Raw genomic sequence first — 19939 nt, forward strand, 5'->3', positions numbered from 1 at the left:
GCCGATGAACGACTTGACCAACACGCCACGGCCGCTGGACGGCATCACCGTGATTAGCCTGGAACATGCGATTGCCGCTCCATTCTGTACGCGTCAGCTGGCGGACATGGGAGCACGGGTGATCAAGATCGAGCGCCCCGGATCCGGGGATTTCGCCCGCGGTTACGATGAGCGCACCCGGGGTCTGGCCTCACACTTCGTGTGGACCAATCGCTCGAAAGAAAGCCTGACCCTTGACCTCAAGCAGGATCAAGCCAGCGCCGTGCTGGAGCAGTTACTGGGCCAGGCCGATGTACTGGTGCAGAACCTCGCCCCAGGCGCCGCCGCGCGTATGGGGCTGGGATTCGATGCCTTGCACGAACGCTTCCCCCGACTGATCGTCTGCGACATCTCCGGATACGGCGAAGGCGGCCCCTATCAGGACAAGAAGGCCTACGACCTGCTGATTCAGAGCGAAAGCGGCTTTCTGTCGGTGACCGGAGGGCCGGGCAAAGACCAGATGGCTAAGGCTGGCTGCTCCATCGCCGACATTTCGGCGGGCATGTATGCCTACACCGGCATCCTCGGGGCTTTGCTTTTGCGCGGCAAAACCGGGGAGGGTAGCCGTATCGACGTATCGATGCTCGAAAGTATGGTCGAGTGGATGAACTTCCCGATGTATTACGCCTTCGACGGCGCCACGCCACCGGCTCGCGCTGGCGCCGCACACGCGACCATTTATCCCTACGGGCCTTTTCCCGCCGGTGATGGCGGAACAGTGATGCTCGGTGTGCAAAACGACCGCGAATGGGCAGTGTTCTGCCAGCAGGTGCTGCAGCGTCCGGAATTGCTCGACGATGGGCGTTTCACCAGCACCAGTCTGCGGGTCAGCAATCGTGATGCCTTGCGCGACGCAATCATCGAGGTCTTTTCGCAGCTCAGTACCGGGCAAGTGATCGCCCGTCTGGACGCGTCGCAGATCGCCAATGCCCAGGTCAACGATATGGCCGGGGTATGGGCTCACCCTCAACTCAAGGCGCGTAACAGCTGGCGTGAGATCGACAGCCCGGTGGGCAGGCTTCCGGCCTTGTTGCCACCGGGGCGAAACAGCGCTTTCGAGCCTCGTATGGACAGCGTACCGGGGCTTGGTGAGCACACCGACGGGCTGCTTGCAGAGTTGGGTTATGCCGCCGGCGACATTGAACGCCTGCGTCGAATGGGCGCTGTTTAATCGTTTAATAGAGGAGTGATGCAATGGCTTTCGCAAATGCCCGCTCGGCATTGTTTGTGCCGGGCAGTAGGCCCGAGCGTTTTTCCAGGGCCCTGAGCAGCGGCGCCGATGTGGTCATCGTGGATTTCGAAGATGCCGTCGAAGAACAACTCAAACAGCACGCTCGTGACATGCTCGATCAGTTTCTCGCTGAGGCAGTTGAGGTACGGCTGCTGGTGCGCGTCAACTCGGCCGATCACGCTGAGCATGCCGCTGATCTGAGCTTTTGTCGGCGTCACGATGGCGTCGCCGGTATTGTCCTGCCCAAGGCCGAAAACGCTGATCAGGTGGCTCGCGCCGCCGCGACCGGCAAGCCGGTCTGGCCCATCATCGAGAGTGCCAAGGGGCTGCTCGCCCTGGGTGAGATTGCCTCGTGCCCGGGGGTTGAACGCCTGACCTTCGGTGCCTTAGACCTGGGCCTGGACCTCGGTCTGAACCCTGGCAGCGCCGCCGCCGAAAACGTGCTCGACCAGGTGCGCCTGTCGGTGTTGCTGCATTCGCGGGCCAATGGACTGGTCGAGCCTTTGGATAGCGTTTTCCCGGCGTTCGATGACCTTGACGGCCTGCGTCTGGCGAGCGGTCGCGCACGCGACATGGGGTTTGGCGGCGCTCTGTGCATCCACCCCAAACAAATTCCAGCGATTCACGCAGCCTTCGCCCCCACCGAAGTCGAATTGCAATGGGCGCGCAAAGTGCTGGCTGCCGCGCATTGCGCTCAGGCGGCATTTCAACTGGACGGGCAGATGATTGATGCCCCGGTTCTGAGCCGCGCGCAACGCCTGTTGGCCATACAAGAACAACAACTGGAGAGATGAAAGGGCAGGACCGCTACAAGGGCTAAAAGTCCTGGTAATGGCCGGCATCGGCGCAGCACCATAGTCGCACGCCATCGCAAGCGGGACGTGTGCCGCAGACCGGAGAACATACGATCAGTGTGTTGCAAGGGCTCAGGTTAGGGGAGGGTGACACAGCCCGACTGAGGACTGAGGGCGCCATTTCTTGATTTGATGTAAACAGCAGGCCGCACTCCTTGCGGCCATGCTCTCCAGCGAATCGCCGAATCAGTCGAGTAAGCCTTTCTGTCGCGCAATCGCCACCGCTTCGGTACGCCCCTGGGCACCCAGCTTGGCGTTGATGTTGCGCAGGTGCGACTTGATGGTGAACTCGGAAAGAAACATCTTCTCGGCAATGGCCCGATTACGCAGCCCGGCCGCCAGCAACTGGACCACTTGAATTTCACGGGCTGTGAGCATCTCGATGTCGTTATCCGCGGCTTGTGTGCTCCTGCCTGAATCATCCGATGGTTTGCAGCGCTCCAACAGCGTCACCAGGAAGCCCGCTTCGATGCCACTTGGCGTCCCACGTTCCTGATGCTGCGTATGCCAGCGATGCAGCAGGTTCGCCATTCGGGGGCCCTCATCGATAAAGGTCCGCAGGAAGCCCTCATGGCTGGCAAATCGCAGCGCTGTTGTCAGTGCCTCGAAGGCGGCTTTGCTCTCACCCTGGCCGTCCAGTGCCATGGCCTGCAACAACCGCAGTTTGAGCACACGACGATAACGCTGCTGGCCCTGAGCCTGGTCAATGGCCTGGGCCAGTGCCTTGCCCGCTGCCGCGCAGTCGCCTTGGGCGATGCGCAAGCGCAGGCGTGCGATTGACGGTACATCGACGTCCGTGCTGTGCATGGAAACGCCCGGGCGCTCCCAATCGGCATGCAAATCGGCTGCGCGCAAATCCTGTTCGGCATTTTCCAGACGACCTTCCAGGATTGCGACGCGGGCGCGCTCAAGCCAAGCACAACAAATGGCTCGGGTGGAGTCACTCTGCCGCCCGCTATGCTCCAGTTCCGCCAGATAGCGTTGCCAGCTTTCCTTGTCACCGTGCTGATAGGCCAGTCGCGAGATCAGTATGTGATTGGCGATCATCGCATCCGGCGTGCCGTTGTTACGACTGTACGGCTGCATTTCGAGCAGGATTCGCTCGGCTTCGCCAGTGGCGTCTGTTTCGTAAAGTACTTGGGCCAGGGTACTGTTGAACGACGGTTTGCCGGCTACGATTTCACTGGTGGTGCCGTCCCAGTGACGTTCACGCGAATCCTGCAAGCGCGCCAGCGCATTGCCCAAGCGACCCTGGACGAGGTCAATGATGCTTTCGATACAGTCGGTAATGCAGCGCATGAAGTTCGACGGATCGCTGGAGGTCGCACGTATGGCCCGGGACAGGACACGCCGGGCCTCGTCGTATTGATCAGTGCAGATCAAGCTGTAGGCCAGCGAGTTTGCGATTACACCGTACTGGAATGACTTTTGTGCCGGGAGGTGATCCATTAGTTGCATGCCTGCCCTGCAGCATTCTTCGACCTGCCCGGTCATCGCTAACAACATGCAGCGGATCGACTCGGCTTCCATAGCGCACCGCTGCTGCTGGATGCCTTGCGGGCCTTGTAGGAGGAAGTGGTTGATCACGTCGATGGCTTCATTGAATCGCTGGCATAACGCTAGGGCCCATGCGTACGTCAGGATCAGATTCGGGTGTTCATCCAACAGCGTCGGATTGAGGCGTTCCAACCAGCGCGACATCAGGCGCGCACGTCCCGACTCCATCAGGCTGTTGGCATGGATCGAGATTTGCGCGACAGCTTCGGCTTCAGCGTTGGCGCTGAGCAACAGCTCGATGGCGGGGACCGGTCTGCCGTCCGCCAGGTACCAGTCGGCTGCACGGCGTTGCAGGTGGCGAGCTTGCCCTGGTTGCTTTCGCTCCAGTGCATCGCGCAGGAAACTGGCGAACAGGTTGTGATAGCGGTACCACTGGCGTTCTTCATCCAGAGGTAGCAGAAACAGATTGGATTTTTCCAGGTACTCGATCATCTGCCGGCTATCCTGGCGTCCGGTAACTGCATCGCACAAGGACGCGGACAATTGCGGCAGCACGCTGGTCTGCAGCATGAACTCACGGCAGGCGTCAGTCTGATGAATCAATATGTCGTCGGTCAGGTATTCGGCTAGCTCCAGGTTGGACCCGGAAAAAGAGGCCACGAAAGCAGAATGATCGGAGCGACTGTGTAACGACAGCGTGGCAAGGAAGATTGCGGCCACCCAGCCCTCTGTGCAGCGATACAGGATCGCGATGTCCTTGTCGCGTAAGTGCAACTGGTGTTTGTCCCGGATGAAGGTCGTCGCTTCCTCAAGCGAGAATCGCAGTGAGTCCGGTTTGATCTCCAGCAGCTGACCTCGAGCCCGGATACGACCCAAACCGATGTCCGGTGCGGTTCTGGAGGCCATCATCAGCAGCCCAAGGGGCGGCAGGACTTCGATCAATTGCTGGATGAAATCCAGCACTGGTGGGCTATGGATGACTTCGAATTCGTCAAGCAGCACGGAGAATGAGTGATCCAGGTCGGCAATAGACTCGAGCAGATCCTGGACCTGTTCGCTGCAGTCCCGGTTGGTAGACGGATCCAGCTCGGGGAGCAGTTCGCCGAAAGCTGCTCGCAGGTGGGTCACCATACGTAGCAGATCGTTGTCCGCCATATCAAGATTCAACCAGACCACGTGTCGCTTACTGGCGAGGCATTGTCTCCAGTACTGATGCATCAGTGTGGTTTTTCCAAAACCCGCTGCAGCCCTGATCAGCACCAATCGTTGCGCGCCAGCCTCCTGGATCTTTTCCAGTAGTTGAGTTCGCTGTAAATGATGGGTGCCAGTGACCGGAGGCTGTAGCTTTGCCTTGTATATTTTTGTTGTGGGCTTAACGCCAGGCTGGCGTCCGATGTCGAGGTTCATGCGACTTCCATACTAACGGGCTGATTCGAGTGTGCCGCATCGGCGACGGTCAAACCAGTACCGATACGACCACCGGAGCACTAATTATCGAGTTCGAAGCAAAAGTGATTTTCGAGAATTAAAACTCTCGCGGGAGGCTCCCGTCTTTCGCGGGCTGCAGCCTCTCTCTGTACGAAAAGTTTTGAGACGAAGGTCAGGCAAGGCGAAAACAGCCGAGGAACGGTCGGAGTCGCGCTCGACTTTACGGGTTGTAAATGAGCATTCCGAGGCTGTTTTCAACGCAGCATCACCGAGTATCAAGGCTTTTCGTACAGAGCCTAGCCTTGAATCGCCCCTGGTTTAGTAGATACCTCCAAGCCTCATAATGAGGCCCAAATAGGAGGTGCCATGAGTCGTCAGCGTTATCCCGAAGAATTCAAGATCGAAGCGGTCAAGCAAGTGACCGAGAAAGGCAAGCCTGTAGCCGATGTCGCCCAGCGCCTGGGCATGTCCGTTTACAGCCTTTACGCCTGGATCAAGGTCTACAGCAAGCCCCGTGAGCAGCGTCAGCAGGACGATGACCAGCAGGCCGAGCTGCGTCAGCTTCGCGCTGAACTCAAGCGCGTGACTGAAGAGCGAGACATCTTAAAGAAGGCCGCCGCGTACTTTGCCAAGGAGTGCGGCTGAAGTACGCCTTCATCAAGAAGCACTCGAGTGATTACCCGGTGCGCCGCCTTTGCCAAACCCTCAAGGTGCATCCCAGCGGCTACTACGCTTGGCTTGCCGAGCCCAATCTGCCCGAGCAAAAGAAGATCAACGTCTGCTTGGCTTGATCAAACATGCTTGGTTGGAAAGCGGGGGGTGTGTACGGCTATCGCAAAATTAACGATGACCTGCGGGAGCTGGGAGAGACATGCGGGCGAAATCGAGTCGGACGCTTGATGCAGGCAGACGGGCTGCATTCGCAAACAGGTTATCGCCGGCGTCCAGGGTTTTACGGCGGAAAGCCAGCAGTCGCCTCGCCTAATCACCTTGCGCGGCAGTTCAAAGTCAGTGAGCCGAACAAGGTCTGGGTGACAGACATCACTTATATCCGTACCTATGAAGGATGGCTGTATCTGGCGGTAGTGCTGGATCTGTTCTCTCGCCAAGTAATTGGTTGGTCAATGAAGCCCAGGATGTGCAGCGACCTGGCTATCGACGCGATGTTGATGGCCATGTGGCGACGCAAGCCACAGCAGCAAGTGATGATTCACTCAGACCAAGGCAGTCAGTTCAGTAGTTCAGATTGGCAAAGCTTCTTGAAGGCTAACAATGTGATTAGCAGCATGAGTCGGCGAGGAAACTGCCACGACAACGCCGTGGCCGAGAGCTTTTTCCAGCTTTTGATGCGAGAGCGAATCCGACGAAGAATTTACGGAACGCGAGACGAAGCCCGAAGTGATATTTTCGATTACATCGAGATGTTTTATAACCCTAAACGGCGACACAGCAGTGCTATGCAGCTGTCGCCAATAGAGTATGAGAAACGCTATTTCTGGACTACCCCCATTCCAATAGACATTTTCCGGCCTCATAACGAGGCGCTTTCAAAGGCCTCAGGACTGACGCCGCCCAGGTGGCTGTGGCGGCGAGTTCGGTTGTAAAACACTTCGATGTAATCGAACACATCGGCCCTGGCCAGGTCACGGGTTTTGTAGATGCGCTTACGGATACGCTCTTTCTTCAAACTGCTGAAAAACGATTCGGCCACGGCATTATCCCAGCAGTTGCCACGCCGACTCATGCTCTGCTCAAGATTATTGGCCAAGCAAAAGCGCTTCCAGTCATCACTGCCGTACTGGCTGCCTTGATCGGAATGTACCAGTACACGGTCTTTGGGCCGACGGCGCCAGAGCGCCATTAGTAACGCGTCCAGCGCGAGTTCACGGGCCAATGTCGGCTTCATCGACCAACCCACGACCTTGCGCGCATAGAGATCCACCACCACGGCCAAATACAGCCAACCCTGCCATGTACGGATGTAGGTGATGTCGGTCACCCAGGCCTTGTTGGGGGCATCGACGGTGAATGCTCGGTTGAGATGATTGGGGGCAAGGATCGACGGCCGCCCGGCAATTGGGCGCGGTGCCTTATAGCCCCTCAACGCCTTGATCCGGTTGGCACGCATTAGCCGCGCAACACGGTGTTTGCCACAACGCTCGCCGGCCTCGCGCAGGTCGCCATAGACACGCAGGGCACCGTAAACCCCTCGGCTAGCCGCATAGGAATCGCGGATCAGTTTCAGCAAGCGGTCGTTGTCCTGGTCGCGCTCAGAAACGGGCTTGTGCAGCCATTGACAGAACCCAGCACGAGCGATCCGCAATACCCTGCACATCGTGGTAATTGCATACTGATGGCGATGCTCGTTCATGAAGCGGTACTTTACTCGGGCTCCCTGGCAAAGTACCGCGCGGCTTTTTTTAAGATATCCCGCTCTTCTTCAAGGCGGCGCATCTGGGCCCGTAGCCGCAGAATTTCACTCTTGGCTTCGAGTAATTCGTTGGCTTGCTTCTCTGATTTATCAGGGGTGACGGCGCTCACCCATTTGTAGAGGCTGTGAGTCGAGACGCCGAGGCGTGCGGCAATCTCCGCGACGGAGTAGCCGCGCTCAACCACCTGCCTGACGGCTTCCGCCTTGAATTCCGGTGTGTATCGCTGGGTGCTCATAGACTTCCTCCTATGCTCAAAGCATAGGCCGGGGATGTCTATCGTACCGGGGGTAGTCCATAGGAGCCAGGTGGGACGTCGCCAAGCGGTCTGCGCAGCGTCTTCACGTGCTGGGGTATGACTAGGTGTACATTCTCGAGGGCGGGGCCGATGGCTGGCAGGCCGCCGGTTATCAGCTGTTTGCTGGCGTACATGTTCCGTCCAAGGCGTTTGGTGAACTGGTCGAAGAGGTCAGCCACACGCGACATGTCACTGCACAGCAACTGGCCGAATGGAAAACCCGGGGCGAGCCTTTGGTGGTGCTCGACGGACGACCGTTCGATGAGTATCGCAAGATGACCATTCCCGGTTCCGTATGCTGTCCGAACTGCGAACTAGGGTACCGCATCCACGACCTGGTGCCTGACGCACATACTCCGATCGTGGTCAATTGCGCCGGTCGAACCCGTAGCATTATCGGTGTGCAGACGCTGATAAACCTGGGTTTGAAGAACCCGGTTTATGCCCTGGAGAACGGAACCCAAGGCTGGGATCTGTAAGATTTACAGTTGGAGCATGGAAGTAGCCGTCGTTATGCCGATGCCGTGACCGCAGCACCATTGACCGCGCAACGGCTGGCGGCTGCCCGATTGGCGGATAGGGCCTGGGTGATAACGGTGACGGCTACACAGGTCGAGCAGTGGGCTCGCGATGCCAGGCGCAGTCTTTTCTTGTACGACGCTCGCACCGCCGAAGAGTTTGCTGCCGGTAGTCCACCGGGTGCGCAACACACACCAGGTGGCCATTGAGCCGACCTGAATGCTCTATTGCTCAACCAACGACGAGCGGAGTACGTATGTGCTCTTTTCGGCCTGACCTGATTGCCGAAGCCGATACCAACGGCTGCGTTAACACGTCCCTCCGGCGTTGTCTCTTGACTTTCTCTACTGACCAGTCCGCCTGGCGAATTAGGTGATAGCATAGAGCTACCACTTTGCCTACAATTCACGGCTTGTCTTCACCGCGATGGATCCGCGTACTCAACGGCTCGATCGCCTCAGAAAATGGATTTTGCTCATGTGGCACGATAATGAAACCACGACGGACTACCTGAACTTCGGGGTGGTCGCTGACGCTTGCGCGAGCCTGCTGAAGCAGAGCGCCGGCGAGCCTATCTCGATTGGCGTTTCAGGCGGATGGGGAGCAGGCAAATCCTCGTTAGTGAAGATGATCGCTGCACGCCTGGCTGACCTACCTGCTGCTGACGCAGCACCAACTGCCTCCCCGAAATCTGCAACAGCAGACAAGGCCCTGAACAATCGCTACGTCGTTATCACTTTCAACCCGTGGCTCTATCAGGATTTCGAAAGTGCTCGCAGTGCTTTGCTGCAAATCGTCGGCGATGAGGTGCTCAAGCTAGCCAAAGGTGATCAGACCCTCTGGAACAAAGCTGTCGACCTGATGCGCAGGATCAATTTGCTTAAGCTGGTACAGGTCAGCACTGAAGCCGCGCTCTCCATCAAGACCGGGCTGCCCATAGGCTCAGTGGGTAAAGCAGTTGTGAAAGCCATGGGCTGGTTCAAATCCTCAGGGGATGCTGGAGATGACCAGACGGCTGGCACGAAAGGCGAAGACGCCGAGGGCAGCGATGACGAAGCGGCGGCAGATTATTTTGGTCTCAAATCGCTCGGCATCTTGAACCCGGCCAATCCCATGTCTCTTCCGAACGAGATCCAGGCATTTCGCGATGCGCTGGAGCAGCTGCTCGGTGAGCTCGGGGTAACCTTGGTGGTGTTTGTCGATGACCTGGACAGGTGCTTGCCTGAAACCGCCATCTCGACGCTGGAGTCGATCCGGCTTCTGCTGTTCCTCAAACGCACCGCGTTCGTGATCGCTGCCGACAATGATTTCATTCGCGGTGCGGTAAAGAAGCACTTCCAAGGAACCGAGATCAACGACGATATCGCGACCAACTACTTTGACAAGCTCATTCAGGTACCTCTGCACGTACCTCGTCTGGGGGTGAACGAGGCCAAAGCCTACCTGGTGCTGCTGCTACTTGAGCGCGAGGCCAGGGCAGGGGCGTTCGCACAAGACAAGTTTGAGAATGCCAAGCAGCTCATCCCCAAAAGGCTTAGTCAAAGCTGGCAGGGCGAGACGATTACCACCGAGTTTTTGTTTGAGCTCGTCGATGGTGACCTCAGGCTGCAGACACTCATGCAGCTTGCAGAGGGTCTGGCTCCGCTCATGTTCAACTCCACCGCCATCAGCGCCAACCCCCGGCTGATGAAACGCTTCCTGAACACAGTGTTCCTGCGTCAGTCACTGGCCGCACCTCAGGGCATCACGCTGGATATCCCCGCGTTGGCCAAGTGGCACCTGCTTGAGCGCTGCAATGAAGACCTCGCCAAAACGTTGTCCTCAATGGTGACCTCGCTCAATGAAGGCGAGATCGCCATTCTCCTGGAAGCCGAATCCCTTGCGGCGAGCGGAGATACTTTGCCAGAGAACTTCCCGGATGAGTTTTTCGTCAGGGAATGGCTGCAGCTTGCGCCTGCGCTGGGTGCCAGGGATTTGCGCCCACTGCTTCACCTTAGCCGCGACTCGGCAACCCGTGACTTCGGCGATGACAACATGACGCCTGCTTCGCGACAGCTTCGAGACATGCTGAAAAAAGCCTCGGGCGGTAATGAACCGTTGAGCAAGGCAATCCGCGCTTTGGATACCACACAGGCTGAGCTTGCAATGGTCAAGGCGTGGCAGGGCACTGCCACCACTCGCACCTGGAAAGGCAAAGCCGAGCTGGTCATGCTGATCCAGCCCTGCAAGGTGCACCCTTCCCTGGGTAAACGAGCCGCTCTGCTGCTTGCCCAAGCGCCAGCGAAAGCGGTTGGGCCTGGGATCATTCCGTCGCTTGCTAACCAACCCTGGGCAACTGATGTCCTTAAGACCTGGAAGGACGACTCAGATGTCGCAACCAATACGAAAAACGCAATCGATCTGGCGCTAAGGAAGGCAAACTGATGGGCACCTCAACTTCAAGCAGCGGTGGTAAAGCAGGTTCACCCTTCGATCCGGAATGGTTGGATCAAGGGGACGGCAGCGCTGCGGGAACAGGCACCGGCGATGGCGCACCCGATACTGATGGCGCCGACGGTACGCCTGATGGACAGGACGGTAACGCTGAGGCTGGCCAGGAATGCGATGTAGCTCCTGATCGTCGTTTTATGCCGGCTCGCGCCAAGCTTGGTAAGTACCTCGCAGGTGGCGGAAGAGATGCACTTCGTGGTGCCGCCAGCAGCATGATCAACAAAGGCATGGGCGGCTCAGCCCGGGCGGCGCGCACAATGCGCGGCGCCGCTCAAGGCGCCGGGCGTCTAGGAGATTTCTTGGGTGCCGTTCGTGATGGCGCTACCCAGCAAGCCATTGACTGGCGGCAACGCGTGCGAGGGCAAAACCTCTCTGCAGCTGATCTCGCGCTCGAGCTCATCAAGGAAGTCATGCCTGATACGGGCAGCATAGATGATGAGTCGCTGCGCAATGCAGCCTCAGACGCCTTGGGACAGCTGTATGAGCTAGACCCCAATGTCGATATTTTCTCCCTTACCGATGAGCAAATTGCCTCGGTCATCGGGTTCACAATCGGTAACGAGGTGTGCAACCGGATGGATGAGCAGCTGGGCCAGACCTACGAAAAATTGAAGTATTCACCGGTTCAGGTGCAAGAGCTACGGAACGATATCCGAGAATGGGTACACGGGGAGGTGGAGCGCATTATGGAAGGCCTCGCAGGACTAAGACTGGACTGTCAGACGCTGGCGCAAACCGTCCTCACAAGCGCGCTGGAGGTCTTTGCAGAATGATCAAGGTAATTTGTGCCCGCGCTGACCAGCTGCCCGCTGAACTACAACCAGGTGAGCGCGCTTTCTCGTACTTCAAGTCCGCCCGCCGTGAGGGCGTTGGCACCATCGCCAAAGGGTGGCATGGCTCCCTCAAGCGCAAGGGTTTTCGACCTAGTCCCGCGACTTGGGATTTCGTGCAGTTTTGCCTGGCGGTGTGCGCCACGGATCTATGTGGCTTGCGTAAGACCAGCGCAGACGGCTGGACTCGGACGATTGAGCTCAGCGTCGGCTTGCATGAACCGCTGCGATGGGAGCCTTACAGAACCGAGCTTGAGCAGCTGCTCAAGGTATTGACCGGGGATTACTGGACACTGATCTTCACCGGTGCCGGCCTGCCGCCGCCTCAAGGGAATTTTGTTGCCAAACCACAGGACTGTGTGTCGTTGTTGTCGGGCGGCCTTGATAGCCTGATTGGAGGGCTTGACCTGGTAGTACAGGGACGACGCCCATTGTTCGTATCGCAGCTGGCGCACGAGGACTCGAAGCGTCAGCGCGATTACGCTCATCTGCTAGGCGGCGACAACGCCCACTACCAGTGGAGTCACGGCATCAGTTTCAAAGGCCATAAGGAACCTTCAACCCGCGCCCGATCCTTGGCGTTTTACGCGTTTGCCGTTCTGGCAGCATCGCGATTGGCCAACCCACGACCTACCTTGTTCATTCCTGAGAACGGATTCATCTGTGTGAACCCGCCCCTTGTTCCAGGGCGCATATCGAGCCTGAGCACTCGCACGACGCACCCACTGTTCATCAACAAGCTGCAACAAGTGCTGGATGGTGTAGGTGTTCAAGTTCAGCTCGAATTACCCTATCGGTTCAAGACCAAGGGTGAAATGATGAACGAGTGCCTTGACCAGGCGCGGCTTCAGCAATTGGCCTCGGATACGACCAGCTGCGGACGCTTCCGAACCTACAACCGCACGCATTGCGGTCGTTGTGTGCCCTGTATGATAAGGCGGGCCGCTTTTACAGCTTGGACGGGAGGCTCTGATGACACCGAATATGTGTATCCAAGCCTGGTTGGCAGCGACAAGTCCAGTGGGCCGGATGATCCCATGGCTGTTGCGTTGGCTATCTTGACGACTAAGACAAAGGGCATTGACAGATTTTTGGGCGCGTCGCTCGCATTTGCCCCCGTCAGTGAGCGTGCACAGTATCGTTCAGTCCTCACGAATGGCATCCAAGAACTTGATGCCTTGCTGACTGGAGATGGAGTGCTGTGATGGATTTTCACTGCCACCTCGACCTGTATCCCAATGCCCGCGACGTCTATGCGCAGGCCCGGGACAGGAACGAGTTCACGTGGCTCGTAACCACCAGCCCCCGTGCATTCGCTGCCACCAGTAGAGTTCTGGGTGGAAGCGAAAAGGTGCTAATAACACCAGGGTTGCATCCAGAGATTGTGGGCGCCCGTCACGCAGAGCTCGACCTGCTGCTTGACCAAATCCGGCAGGTGAGGGCAGTGGGAGAAGTCGGCCTGGATGGCTCCAAACGCTTCCAGGCCAGCTATGAGATGCAGCGCAAGGTGTTCGTCGCCGTCGTTGAACAGTGCGCGGCCTTAGGTGGCCGCGTACTGAGCATCCATTCACGCCAGGCAGTGAAGGATGTGCTCGCGGTGCTGAACGCACACTCTGGCTATGGGACTGCAGTGCTTCACTGGTTTACAGGATCTGGCTCGGAACTCAAGGCAGCGGTAGAGCAGGGGTGCTGGTTCAGCATCGGCCCTGCAGCATTCAACTCGGCAGCGGGCCAGTCCCTGGCGAAAAAGCTTCCGCGCGATCGGGTCGTTCCCGAAAGCGATGGGCCATTCGCCCAGGTGGATGGCGCCAGCGTCATGCCATGGAGTGCAGGGCAGACCGCACAGTTGCTGGCTGGGGCATGGGGAGTTCCACCCGCCGAAGTCATGAAGATCCTGGATTCGAATTCGCGCCGGCTCCTTGGCCTCATCCGTGCGTTGGATTGTTGATCATCGAAAATTGAGTGGAGACCTTGGGCATGGAGCAATTGAGTCGAGCCAAGCGTTATCTGGGCAGGATAGAGCGCTTGTACGCGGGTGTATTCTCATCGCTCGGCCACGATGAAGACGCGTATTTTGATGATGTGCTTTCCTTCTTCATTCACTGTTATCACGTCAGGGACTGGGCACTGCATCAGGACGGGTCAACGGTTCAAAGGTGCGAGATCGACGCGTTCATTGATGAGAATGAAGCTCTTAGAATCTGCGCCGACTTGGCCAATGGCTCAAAGCACTGCAAGCTGACACGTACGCCACGCTCAGGCCATCAGCCTTCGATTACGGATCCGCAGACTCATTACTCCACGTGGTACGTGGGTAATGGAGGAGGAGAGGTACTACAGTTTAGTTATCGAGTCATGAGCAGCGGTCAATCAATCGACGTTCGGCAGCTGGCGCGTGAGTGTATTGCCCTATGGGAGCAGTTTCTGGGGGGTATCCTTCAACAGGCGAATCGACCTGGCCCGCCCGTGTCTGATGAGTTCATCCCGTAGTAGCCTCTATTGAGCCCCAACATGACTCTTCTATCCCGCTTTGGAGAATCGGCCCCTTGTGAAATGCAGCTAATGACTTTCTATCTCAGTCGAGATCGCGTCCTTGCTTTGCTGCACTATCAACGGCTTCCTTTATCCATGAAAATGGCCCTCAGAGGTCATGATGTCTCAATGGCCTCCGCGATCCTGTCAAATGAGGTTGGCGCTTATGTGATGGAGGCAATCACGACGAGCTCAATCAAGACCCTTGATCAACTTGAAAGGGACGGGCAGCTGGCGGAAGGGGTGCCGTTTATCCACTACGGGCCGGTATTGGGGAAAGGGTTTTCGTGGGCCAACAAAACACCTGCCCTCAGCCTCACTGGCAAGCTTGAGTACGCCCTCGAGGGGAAAAAGCTTGTGATCGATTTTTCCAAAGCTGGGCTTGTGAACGACACCGCGTATGTGCGGATGCAGGGGCTAACCCGACTGTTTATCTTTGGCTACGTCACTCAAATGGACGAGACGTCCATCCGAGCTGTTCCGTACGTCATCGGTGACGTGATCAAGGCTACGCCAGCTTTTCCGGTTCCGATCATCACCACGCTGGAGCTCCGCCCAGTAGAGATCCAGCAGTTTTCATGCATCGACGGATCCTGGATTCCCAGTGCAGCAGAATTCAAGAGGTTGAAAGAAGTCCCTGAACGCACCGTCAAGGAGCTTATTTGCAGTTTGCTGGAGGAACCCGATGTGCCTGCTGACTGGGGAGGCGAAGAGAGCGATGTGCTATCCGCCAATCTGATCGTCGCAGGACAACGGCAGTTGGGAGCTTTCCTGCTGAAGGGGCCATCCAGATTCCACGAAATGAAGCCCACTGACCTGGGCAAAAATGCCGACCAGCTCTACCGACTGTTTAACATACCTGCCCAGATTTATGTGATTCAGCACTGCCACAAAATTGGTGCTGCCGTCCGCAAGCAGGCCCAGGCGTTGGCGTTTACTCAAAACCTCACCACCCCTTGTCGTATCTGCTTCATCGACGGTGTTTCGACCGCGCAATTGCTTCTGGCCAATGGTTTGTGGCCAGGAAGCAAATAGCCCATTAACCGGGGTCCGTTGAAGGCGGATCCAGCCATTGTGCTACCGGCTATCGGCCGGTTTGCGCTTTATTGTATTGCGAGAACGGCAAATGGTATGCGGGCTTAGCGAGGTGAGCAATATCAGAAAACTGCGGCCGGTAATGCGTTGCTCGGTTGCCGAGCCGGGGGGTGGGTTTTATCCAGGCCAGTTCGCCGCTGGAGATGACGCTAAAAGCTACTGCGGAGCACATTCGAAACGTATCAGTTCACACCTCACGGTGGTCGCTATTTGGAGGCGGTAACTGCGAGCATCATGTACAAAACGATGTACCAGCGACCGTGGTAAGACGATGACGGAACGAGCAGCATGGCTGCCATTGTGGTCGTTGAGAGCCGCCGTCAATGCTCCGTCTGATCTGGGTGCCCCTGAATCATCTACCACAAAGGTCGAGTCGGGCGGATTTTGAATTGCCTGCTTCAAGACTGGCTACGGAGCGCCTTAAACTGTGAGATTTACGTAGCTGCTAGACCATCAGCTGACCGCCTCAACGAACCGGGATCGGGTAGTTATCGCAACGTAACGGCAGACATGCAGACGTTCACTGATTACAGGTTAACCATGAAACGCACCTTAGCGAAACACCAGCTCTATAGACATTTCGACGCTTCTGGCCGACTTCTGTACGTAGGGATCTCAAATAGCGCCATTTCCAGGCTGTCGCAGCACCGACGCACATCGGCCTGGGCAGAAGATATAGCCTACGTAAAAATTGAAAACTACCCGTCAGAGGCGCTCGCAAAAGAGGCGGAGAAAAATGCCATCGGAGACGAAGCCCCGCTGTTTAATATCAACCACCAGCTGCCGGATCGGGGATTAACTGCTGCAAAAAAGCGTGGAAAGATCACAGCTAAGGATCCATCTTATGATGTCCGTAACGTTGCTCATTGCATCCGTGACACAGCGGCAATTCTCGCACGCATCGCCATCGCTGCAGAAAATGTGGCTATCGAAGGGGATTTGCAAGCGAGCACATTTTTAAGCATCAGTTTCATTCTTCCAAATGGCGCTTTTGCTGAGGAGCTAGGGCTCGATGAATTGTTTGAAGCTCCGGCGCCGAAGCTAGCGCCTTCGTACCGGATCCTGCTTGTTACCGGCGTTGAGACACATGCGCCAGGTGCCGAGGCAACCAACTGCCGTGTTTCTATAATCTCTCCATGGTGGCTGACCCATCTGTGCACGGAAAATCTTGGAAAGCGTAAAGACTACGACCAAGCCTATTCAGCCGATATCGTAAAGTCCATTTCCAGCTACAACAGGGTAATTCAGCATCTTTTCAGCCGTGTCGAGTCCCTCTAGCATCCTAGGACGTGAAGCTCCAATTCAGGTGCGTCGATAGTGGCTAATCGTCCTGCGGGGCTTCAGAAGTCAAGCTGCTCAAGTTTTGTGGAGATGACATCGATCGTTAGTTTAGGGCGCGTTATAGCGCCCTACTCCCGCCGCGTAGTGCTGAAGCTCGACTTCGTAGCTCTCACGGCTTCCAAATCGGCAACTTTGAATTTCCAGGTTTGTCGATCACGATCGCGAGGCTCTGCTTGGCTCGAGTGACCGCAACATAGAAGGCGGCAGCAGTCGTGGACTCCAGCAATGTAGATTTGCTGATGAACTGCTCGATCTTGCCTGTAGGGACGATCAACACGCGCTCAAACGTAGAACCCTTCGAGCCCTTGAAATTGACATGCTCGAGCTCGTACTGCTTGCCCGAACTCGCTGAGTAACGCAGGCAGCGCGGCTGATAGTGTTCGATGTAGGTGTCCAGGTCTTTGCTATGTATGAGGAACACCCCGTCATGGCCGGATACCTCATAATTCACGGAAGTCGTGGGCGGAAACTTCCAGTCGGCATCAAAAATGGTGTCTGAAAACTTGGCAATCTCGGTGCGGCAGCGGTACGTGATCGTCGCGTAATTGATGCTCAGCAGTCCATCCGCCTCACGTTCTTGAAACCACTCCAGAGCAGCTGCATAGCCATAATGTACAAAGCACCGATCAGGTCTCGATGGCGGCAGAGTCTGGAAAGATTTCACTGAAGCGTTGGCCAGAGCGATACAGTTGAGCAGGGCAACCTGTTTAACTTGCTTGTCGGTCGGCAGCTGCGCAAGGATTTCGGCTGGTTGGACAGTCTGATCACCAAGTCATGCTAGGCATAGTGGGTGTACTAACCACGGTCTCGCATCGGCACACTCTTGATCGATTTGCCTCGTTGTTGGTCATGCGAGTGGTAGTAGACGTTCTGAGTCGTGCTGAGATTGCTGTGCCGCAGATCAAGCTGAAGATCTTTAGCGCTGCGCAATGGCGCATCGAACGTCGCCGAGGTATGTCTCAGCCAGTGTGCAGATGCAGCCTTGAGACTGTTCATCTCGTGCGCCTGACGGCCTTCATGACGCATCCGGCTAAGTGCATTGTCGAACACAGCCTGGAGGAGGGCGCGCACCTGCCGCCCAGAGAGCCCGGAACGACCACTCAAGGTCGTGAGCAAGGGTGTTTTTTCGTCCCACAGTGGCAGTTCAGATAGCCCAAGAAAACGACGATAGCGCTTGAGATAGTGCTCAATGTACTCATCGCGCATGGCAATCTTACCGGCTTTGTTACCTTTGCCGATCACGTGATACCACCAATTACCCTCAGGGTCTTGCCGAAAATCCCCCATGACTGGCGTCCAGTTGGATCTGCCAACGATATCAGAGACCCGTAGGTACATGGCGAAAAGCGTGGCGAGAATGAAGAGTGTCCTCTCGTGACGAGCAGGCTCAGCGGAAGCCATCAGCTCGGCGGTCTCCAACACATAGTCCCATTGCAGAGGTGTTAGGGCTCTATGAGACCCTTCATCCTACGGCGTGCCGGCGCTCATACCTTTTTTCTTGATCAATCGGAAAGGGTTACCAGGCACAGGTACTCGAAGAAGCGTGTACTGATCGAGTACACCTGGTTGATGGTGCCTTGAGACGCCTTGTACTGTGGCGGGGCTCCATTTTCAGAACCATCATGCTCATGCTTCACGGCTTTGGAGGCCTTCAAGCTGAAAGGACGCCATTTTTCATTGGGCATCGTTGGCTCACCCCAGGTGGACTCCGAGTGGTCGCTGGTGACAAAACGACCTCGAACGATGGGCCCGATCTAGTCTGCCGGCGGATGCCGGCAGAACTGAAGGTATTCCTCGGCGTCTTGGCGCTTGAGCTGATTGAAGGGTTTATGTTTGATGATCATGCCCCATAGCAGTAGCCGCTCTACATGCGTACGGTACGACGTAAAGGTCAAGCTGTTATCCGAATACGCACGAAGAAAATTCCGGGCAAGCAGATAGCCTTTATGGGCTTCGACTGACGGTTCAAAGGACTCAATGTATGTCCGGACGCACGCCATACTCGGCTCGTTCAGACTGAAGTCCTGATCAATGAAGATCTCATAAGATTCAAAGATCGGTCGTGGCTGGTTAGACATCTAGAGACTTACCGATCGGTTTAACGCTGTTCGTAGACTTCCAGTATTGGGAGTAACTGGAAGTTAGAGGAGGGTAGTTCATGGTTCCTCTTTTCCTCGACACTTAATGATTGACAATGGCCGATATTAGCTCCCAACTGCTCTTCTCACAACTGCACGCCTTATGTCTACCGGCAATCATTTTGGACTTGACTCCTGCAGCTTTTAGGACTAAGTGCGCCAATGCATATTTAATTAAGTGAATATTGAGCTTTTTGAGGTGTTAATTAATATTTCGTTGCTTAATGGGTAAATTGGCGCGCCCCCGCGCCCCCAGCCTCGCTGCCTGGGCGTCGCTTGGCCGGCCCGCGTGCCTCGGTCGCATACGCTGTTCAGTTTGTCTTTAAGACTACGGCTGAGGAATGGTTCTCTTAATGAATTGGCTGCTTATATTTCTTGTTGTTCGACTACGCGCGCAGGCGACTTGTGAATTTGCTCTGGAAATTTCCGGAAAACTTATATAGTCCATATAAGACTAAAAGCGCACGTTATTTTCGATCGTTTCGCACATTAAATTAAAAGTCTGACGCTTCGCGGAATAAATGAAAAGCTGACATTTCGCATATTTTTTGAAAGCGCCTCTGTATAGCCCTTGTATTTATTGGGGCAACCACGTGAGTACAGCCCAAATCGTCGACGTTTCGCATGATTACTGCAAAGTCTGCAAGGATTGGAAAACCAACGCATCCTGGCACAAGGAGTCGAGCACATTTCGCTAGAAGCCCCGGATTGCGTGAGGTTCAGCCCCAAGAACAGTAATTATTTAGAACAGCGGCGAGCCAGCTGGAGCTATCAGCAAAGCACCTGACGATTCGCGTAATTTCTGCAAAAAGATGCGTTTCGCATGATTTCTGCAAAAAATGGCTTGAGGCTACGTCGTCACTGGGCTGTCGCGGTTTTTCGAGTGTGTGGACGGGCTACACCTCAGACTGCGTCGTCCGCGAGCACCCCATGAGGGCGTTAAAACGGCTGCAGGCCCTGAACCTCAAGGAGTTGGGCGTCACGGAGGGCCGTTTTGGATGTCGCATGATTTCTGCAAAGTCGACGTACCGTGCAAAGCCGTCAGGTGGGCTACAGGCCTTGGCTGGCGCGGCATTCAGAGTGGCGAGGGGGCGGTTTCGCATAATTTCGTGAACGCATCAATTTGACCGGAGATGTGTGGGATTGGATGCTCATGAACATTTCTGACATAACATATGATTTAACATAATATACATTATGCGCATATTCATATATCGC

The 19939-nt window shown here is 56.2% G+C and carries 12 protein-coding genes and 3 pseudogenes; 11 read left to right on the plus strand and 4 right to left on the minus strand.

Features of this window, described 5'->3' with window-relative positions:
- Positions 1-4 precede the first annotated feature (4 nt).
- Positions 5-1210 carry a CaiB/BaiF CoA-transferase family protein gene (locus E1573_RS09005; RefSeq protein WP_133212746.1) on the plus strand — a complete coding sequence of 402 codons (1206 nt, stop codon included), beginning with the start codon at positions 5-7 and terminating at the stop codon, positions 1208-1210.
- 23 nt (positions 1211-1233) lie between these two features.
- Positions 1234-2064 carry a CoA ester lyase gene (locus E1573_RS09010; protein ID WP_133212748.1) on the plus strand — a complete coding sequence of 277 codons (831 nt, stop codon included), beginning with the start codon at positions 1234-1236 and terminating at the stop codon, positions 2062-2064.
- Between the two features lie 246 nt (positions 2065-2310).
- On the opposite strand, the gene E1573_RS09015 is transcribed toward E1573_RS09010, so the two are convergent.
- On the minus strand, positions 2311-4776 hold the full coding sequence (locus E1573_RS09015; RefSeq protein WP_165957312.1) for a LuxR C-terminal-related transcriptional regulator: 2466 nt from the start codon (positions 4774-4776) through the stop codon (positions 2311-2313).
- 639 nt (positions 4777-5415) lie between these two features.
- Between E1573_RS09015 and E1573_RS09020 the strand changes: the two are divergent.
- A pseudogene (locus E1573_RS09020) lies at positions 5416-6542 on the plus strand (IS3 family transposase); the annotation flags it as partial.
- A 38-nt stretch (positions 6543-6580) separates the two neighbouring features.
- Here the strand turns inward: E1573_RS09020 and E1573_RS09025 are convergent.
- Positions 6581-7716, minus strand: a protein-coding gene (locus E1573_RS09025; RefSeq protein WP_218568371.1) for an IS3 family transposase whose coding sequence is annotated in 2 segments (ribosomal slippage) — positions 6581-7464 and positions 7464-7716 — 1137 coding nt in all. Because the reading frame shifts where the segments join, the coding sequence is not laid out codon by codon here.
- Between the two features lie 74 nt (positions 7717-7790).
- On the opposite strand from E1573_RS09025, the pseudogene E1573_RS09040 reads away from it, so the two are divergent.
- The 8 genes and pseudogenes from E1573_RS09040 to E1573_RS09075 all read left to right on the plus strand — a co-directional run.
- Positions 7791-8498: pseudogene (locus E1573_RS09040) on the plus strand (rhodanese-like domain-containing protein); the annotation flags it as partial.
- A 274-nt stretch (positions 8499-8772) separates the two neighbouring features.
- Positions 8773-10719, plus strand: a complete 1947-nt coding sequence (locus tag E1573_RS09045; RefSeq protein WP_133212756.1) for a P-loop NTPase fold protein — start codon at positions 8773-8775, stop codon at positions 10717-10719.
- Positions 10719-11558 (plus strand): hypothetical protein, encoded by an 840-nt coding sequence (locus tag E1573_RS09050; RefSeq protein ID WP_133212758.1) that lies wholly within the window; start codon positions 10719-10721, stop codon positions 11556-11558. The genes E1573_RS09045 and E1573_RS09050 overlap by 1 nt, the downstream gene beginning before the upstream one ends.
- On the plus strand, positions 11555-12820 hold the full coding sequence (gene qatC / locus E1573_RS09055) for a Qat anti-phage system QueC-like protein QatC (RefSeq protein WP_133212760.1): 1266 nt from the start codon (positions 11555-11557) through the stop codon (positions 12818-12820). Before E1573_RS09050 ends, qatC begins: the two co-directional genes overlap by 4 nt.
- Positions 12820-13563: a Qat anti-phage system TatD family nuclease QatD gene (gene qatD, locus E1573_RS09060; RefSeq protein WP_133212762.1), complete on the plus strand. Its 744-nt coding sequence runs from the start codon at positions 12820-12822 to the stop codon at positions 13561-13563. Before qatC ends, qatD begins: the two co-directional genes overlap by 1 nt.
- A 29-nt stretch (positions 13564-13592) precedes the next feature.
- Positions 13593-14105 carry a hypothetical protein gene (locus E1573_RS09065; protein WP_133212764.1) on the plus strand — a complete coding sequence of 171 codons (513 nt, stop codon included), beginning with the start codon at positions 13593-13595 and terminating at the stop codon, positions 14103-14105.
- Between the two features lie 21 nt (positions 14106-14126).
- Positions 14127-15182, plus strand: a complete 1056-nt coding sequence (locus E1573_RS09070) for a methyltransferase (protein WP_256659503.1) — start codon at positions 14127-14129, stop codon at positions 15180-15182.
- 600 nt (positions 15183-15782) lie between these two features.
- Entirely contained in the window at positions 15783-16520 is a 738-nt protein-coding gene (locus E1573_RS09075; RefSeq protein ID WP_133212766.1) for a hypothetical protein, read from the plus strand.
- Positions 16521-16692: 172 nt separating this feature from the next.
- Here the strand turns inward: E1573_RS09075 and E1573_RS09080 are convergent, their stop codons facing one another.
- Both E1573_RS09080 and E1573_RS09085 read right to left on the minus strand, forming a co-directional pair.
- The gene (locus E1573_RS09080; protein WP_177494572.1) at positions 16693-17247 is read right to left on the minus strand and encodes a hypothetical protein; all 555 of its coding nucleotides are present in this window, start codon (positions 17245-17247) and stop codon (positions 16693-16695) included.
- A 131-nt stretch (positions 17248-17378) separates the two neighbouring features.
- Positions 17379-18661 (minus strand): annotated as a pseudogene (locus E1573_RS09085) (tyrosine-type recombinase/integrase).
- Positions 18662-19939: the final 1278 nt, after the last annotated feature.

Origin of the sequence: Pseudomonas sp. H9 (assembly GCF_004353925.1) — a bacterium.
Taxonomy (GTDB): Bacteria; Pseudomonadota; Gammaproteobacteria; order Pseudomonadales; family Pseudomonadaceae; genus Aquipseudomonas.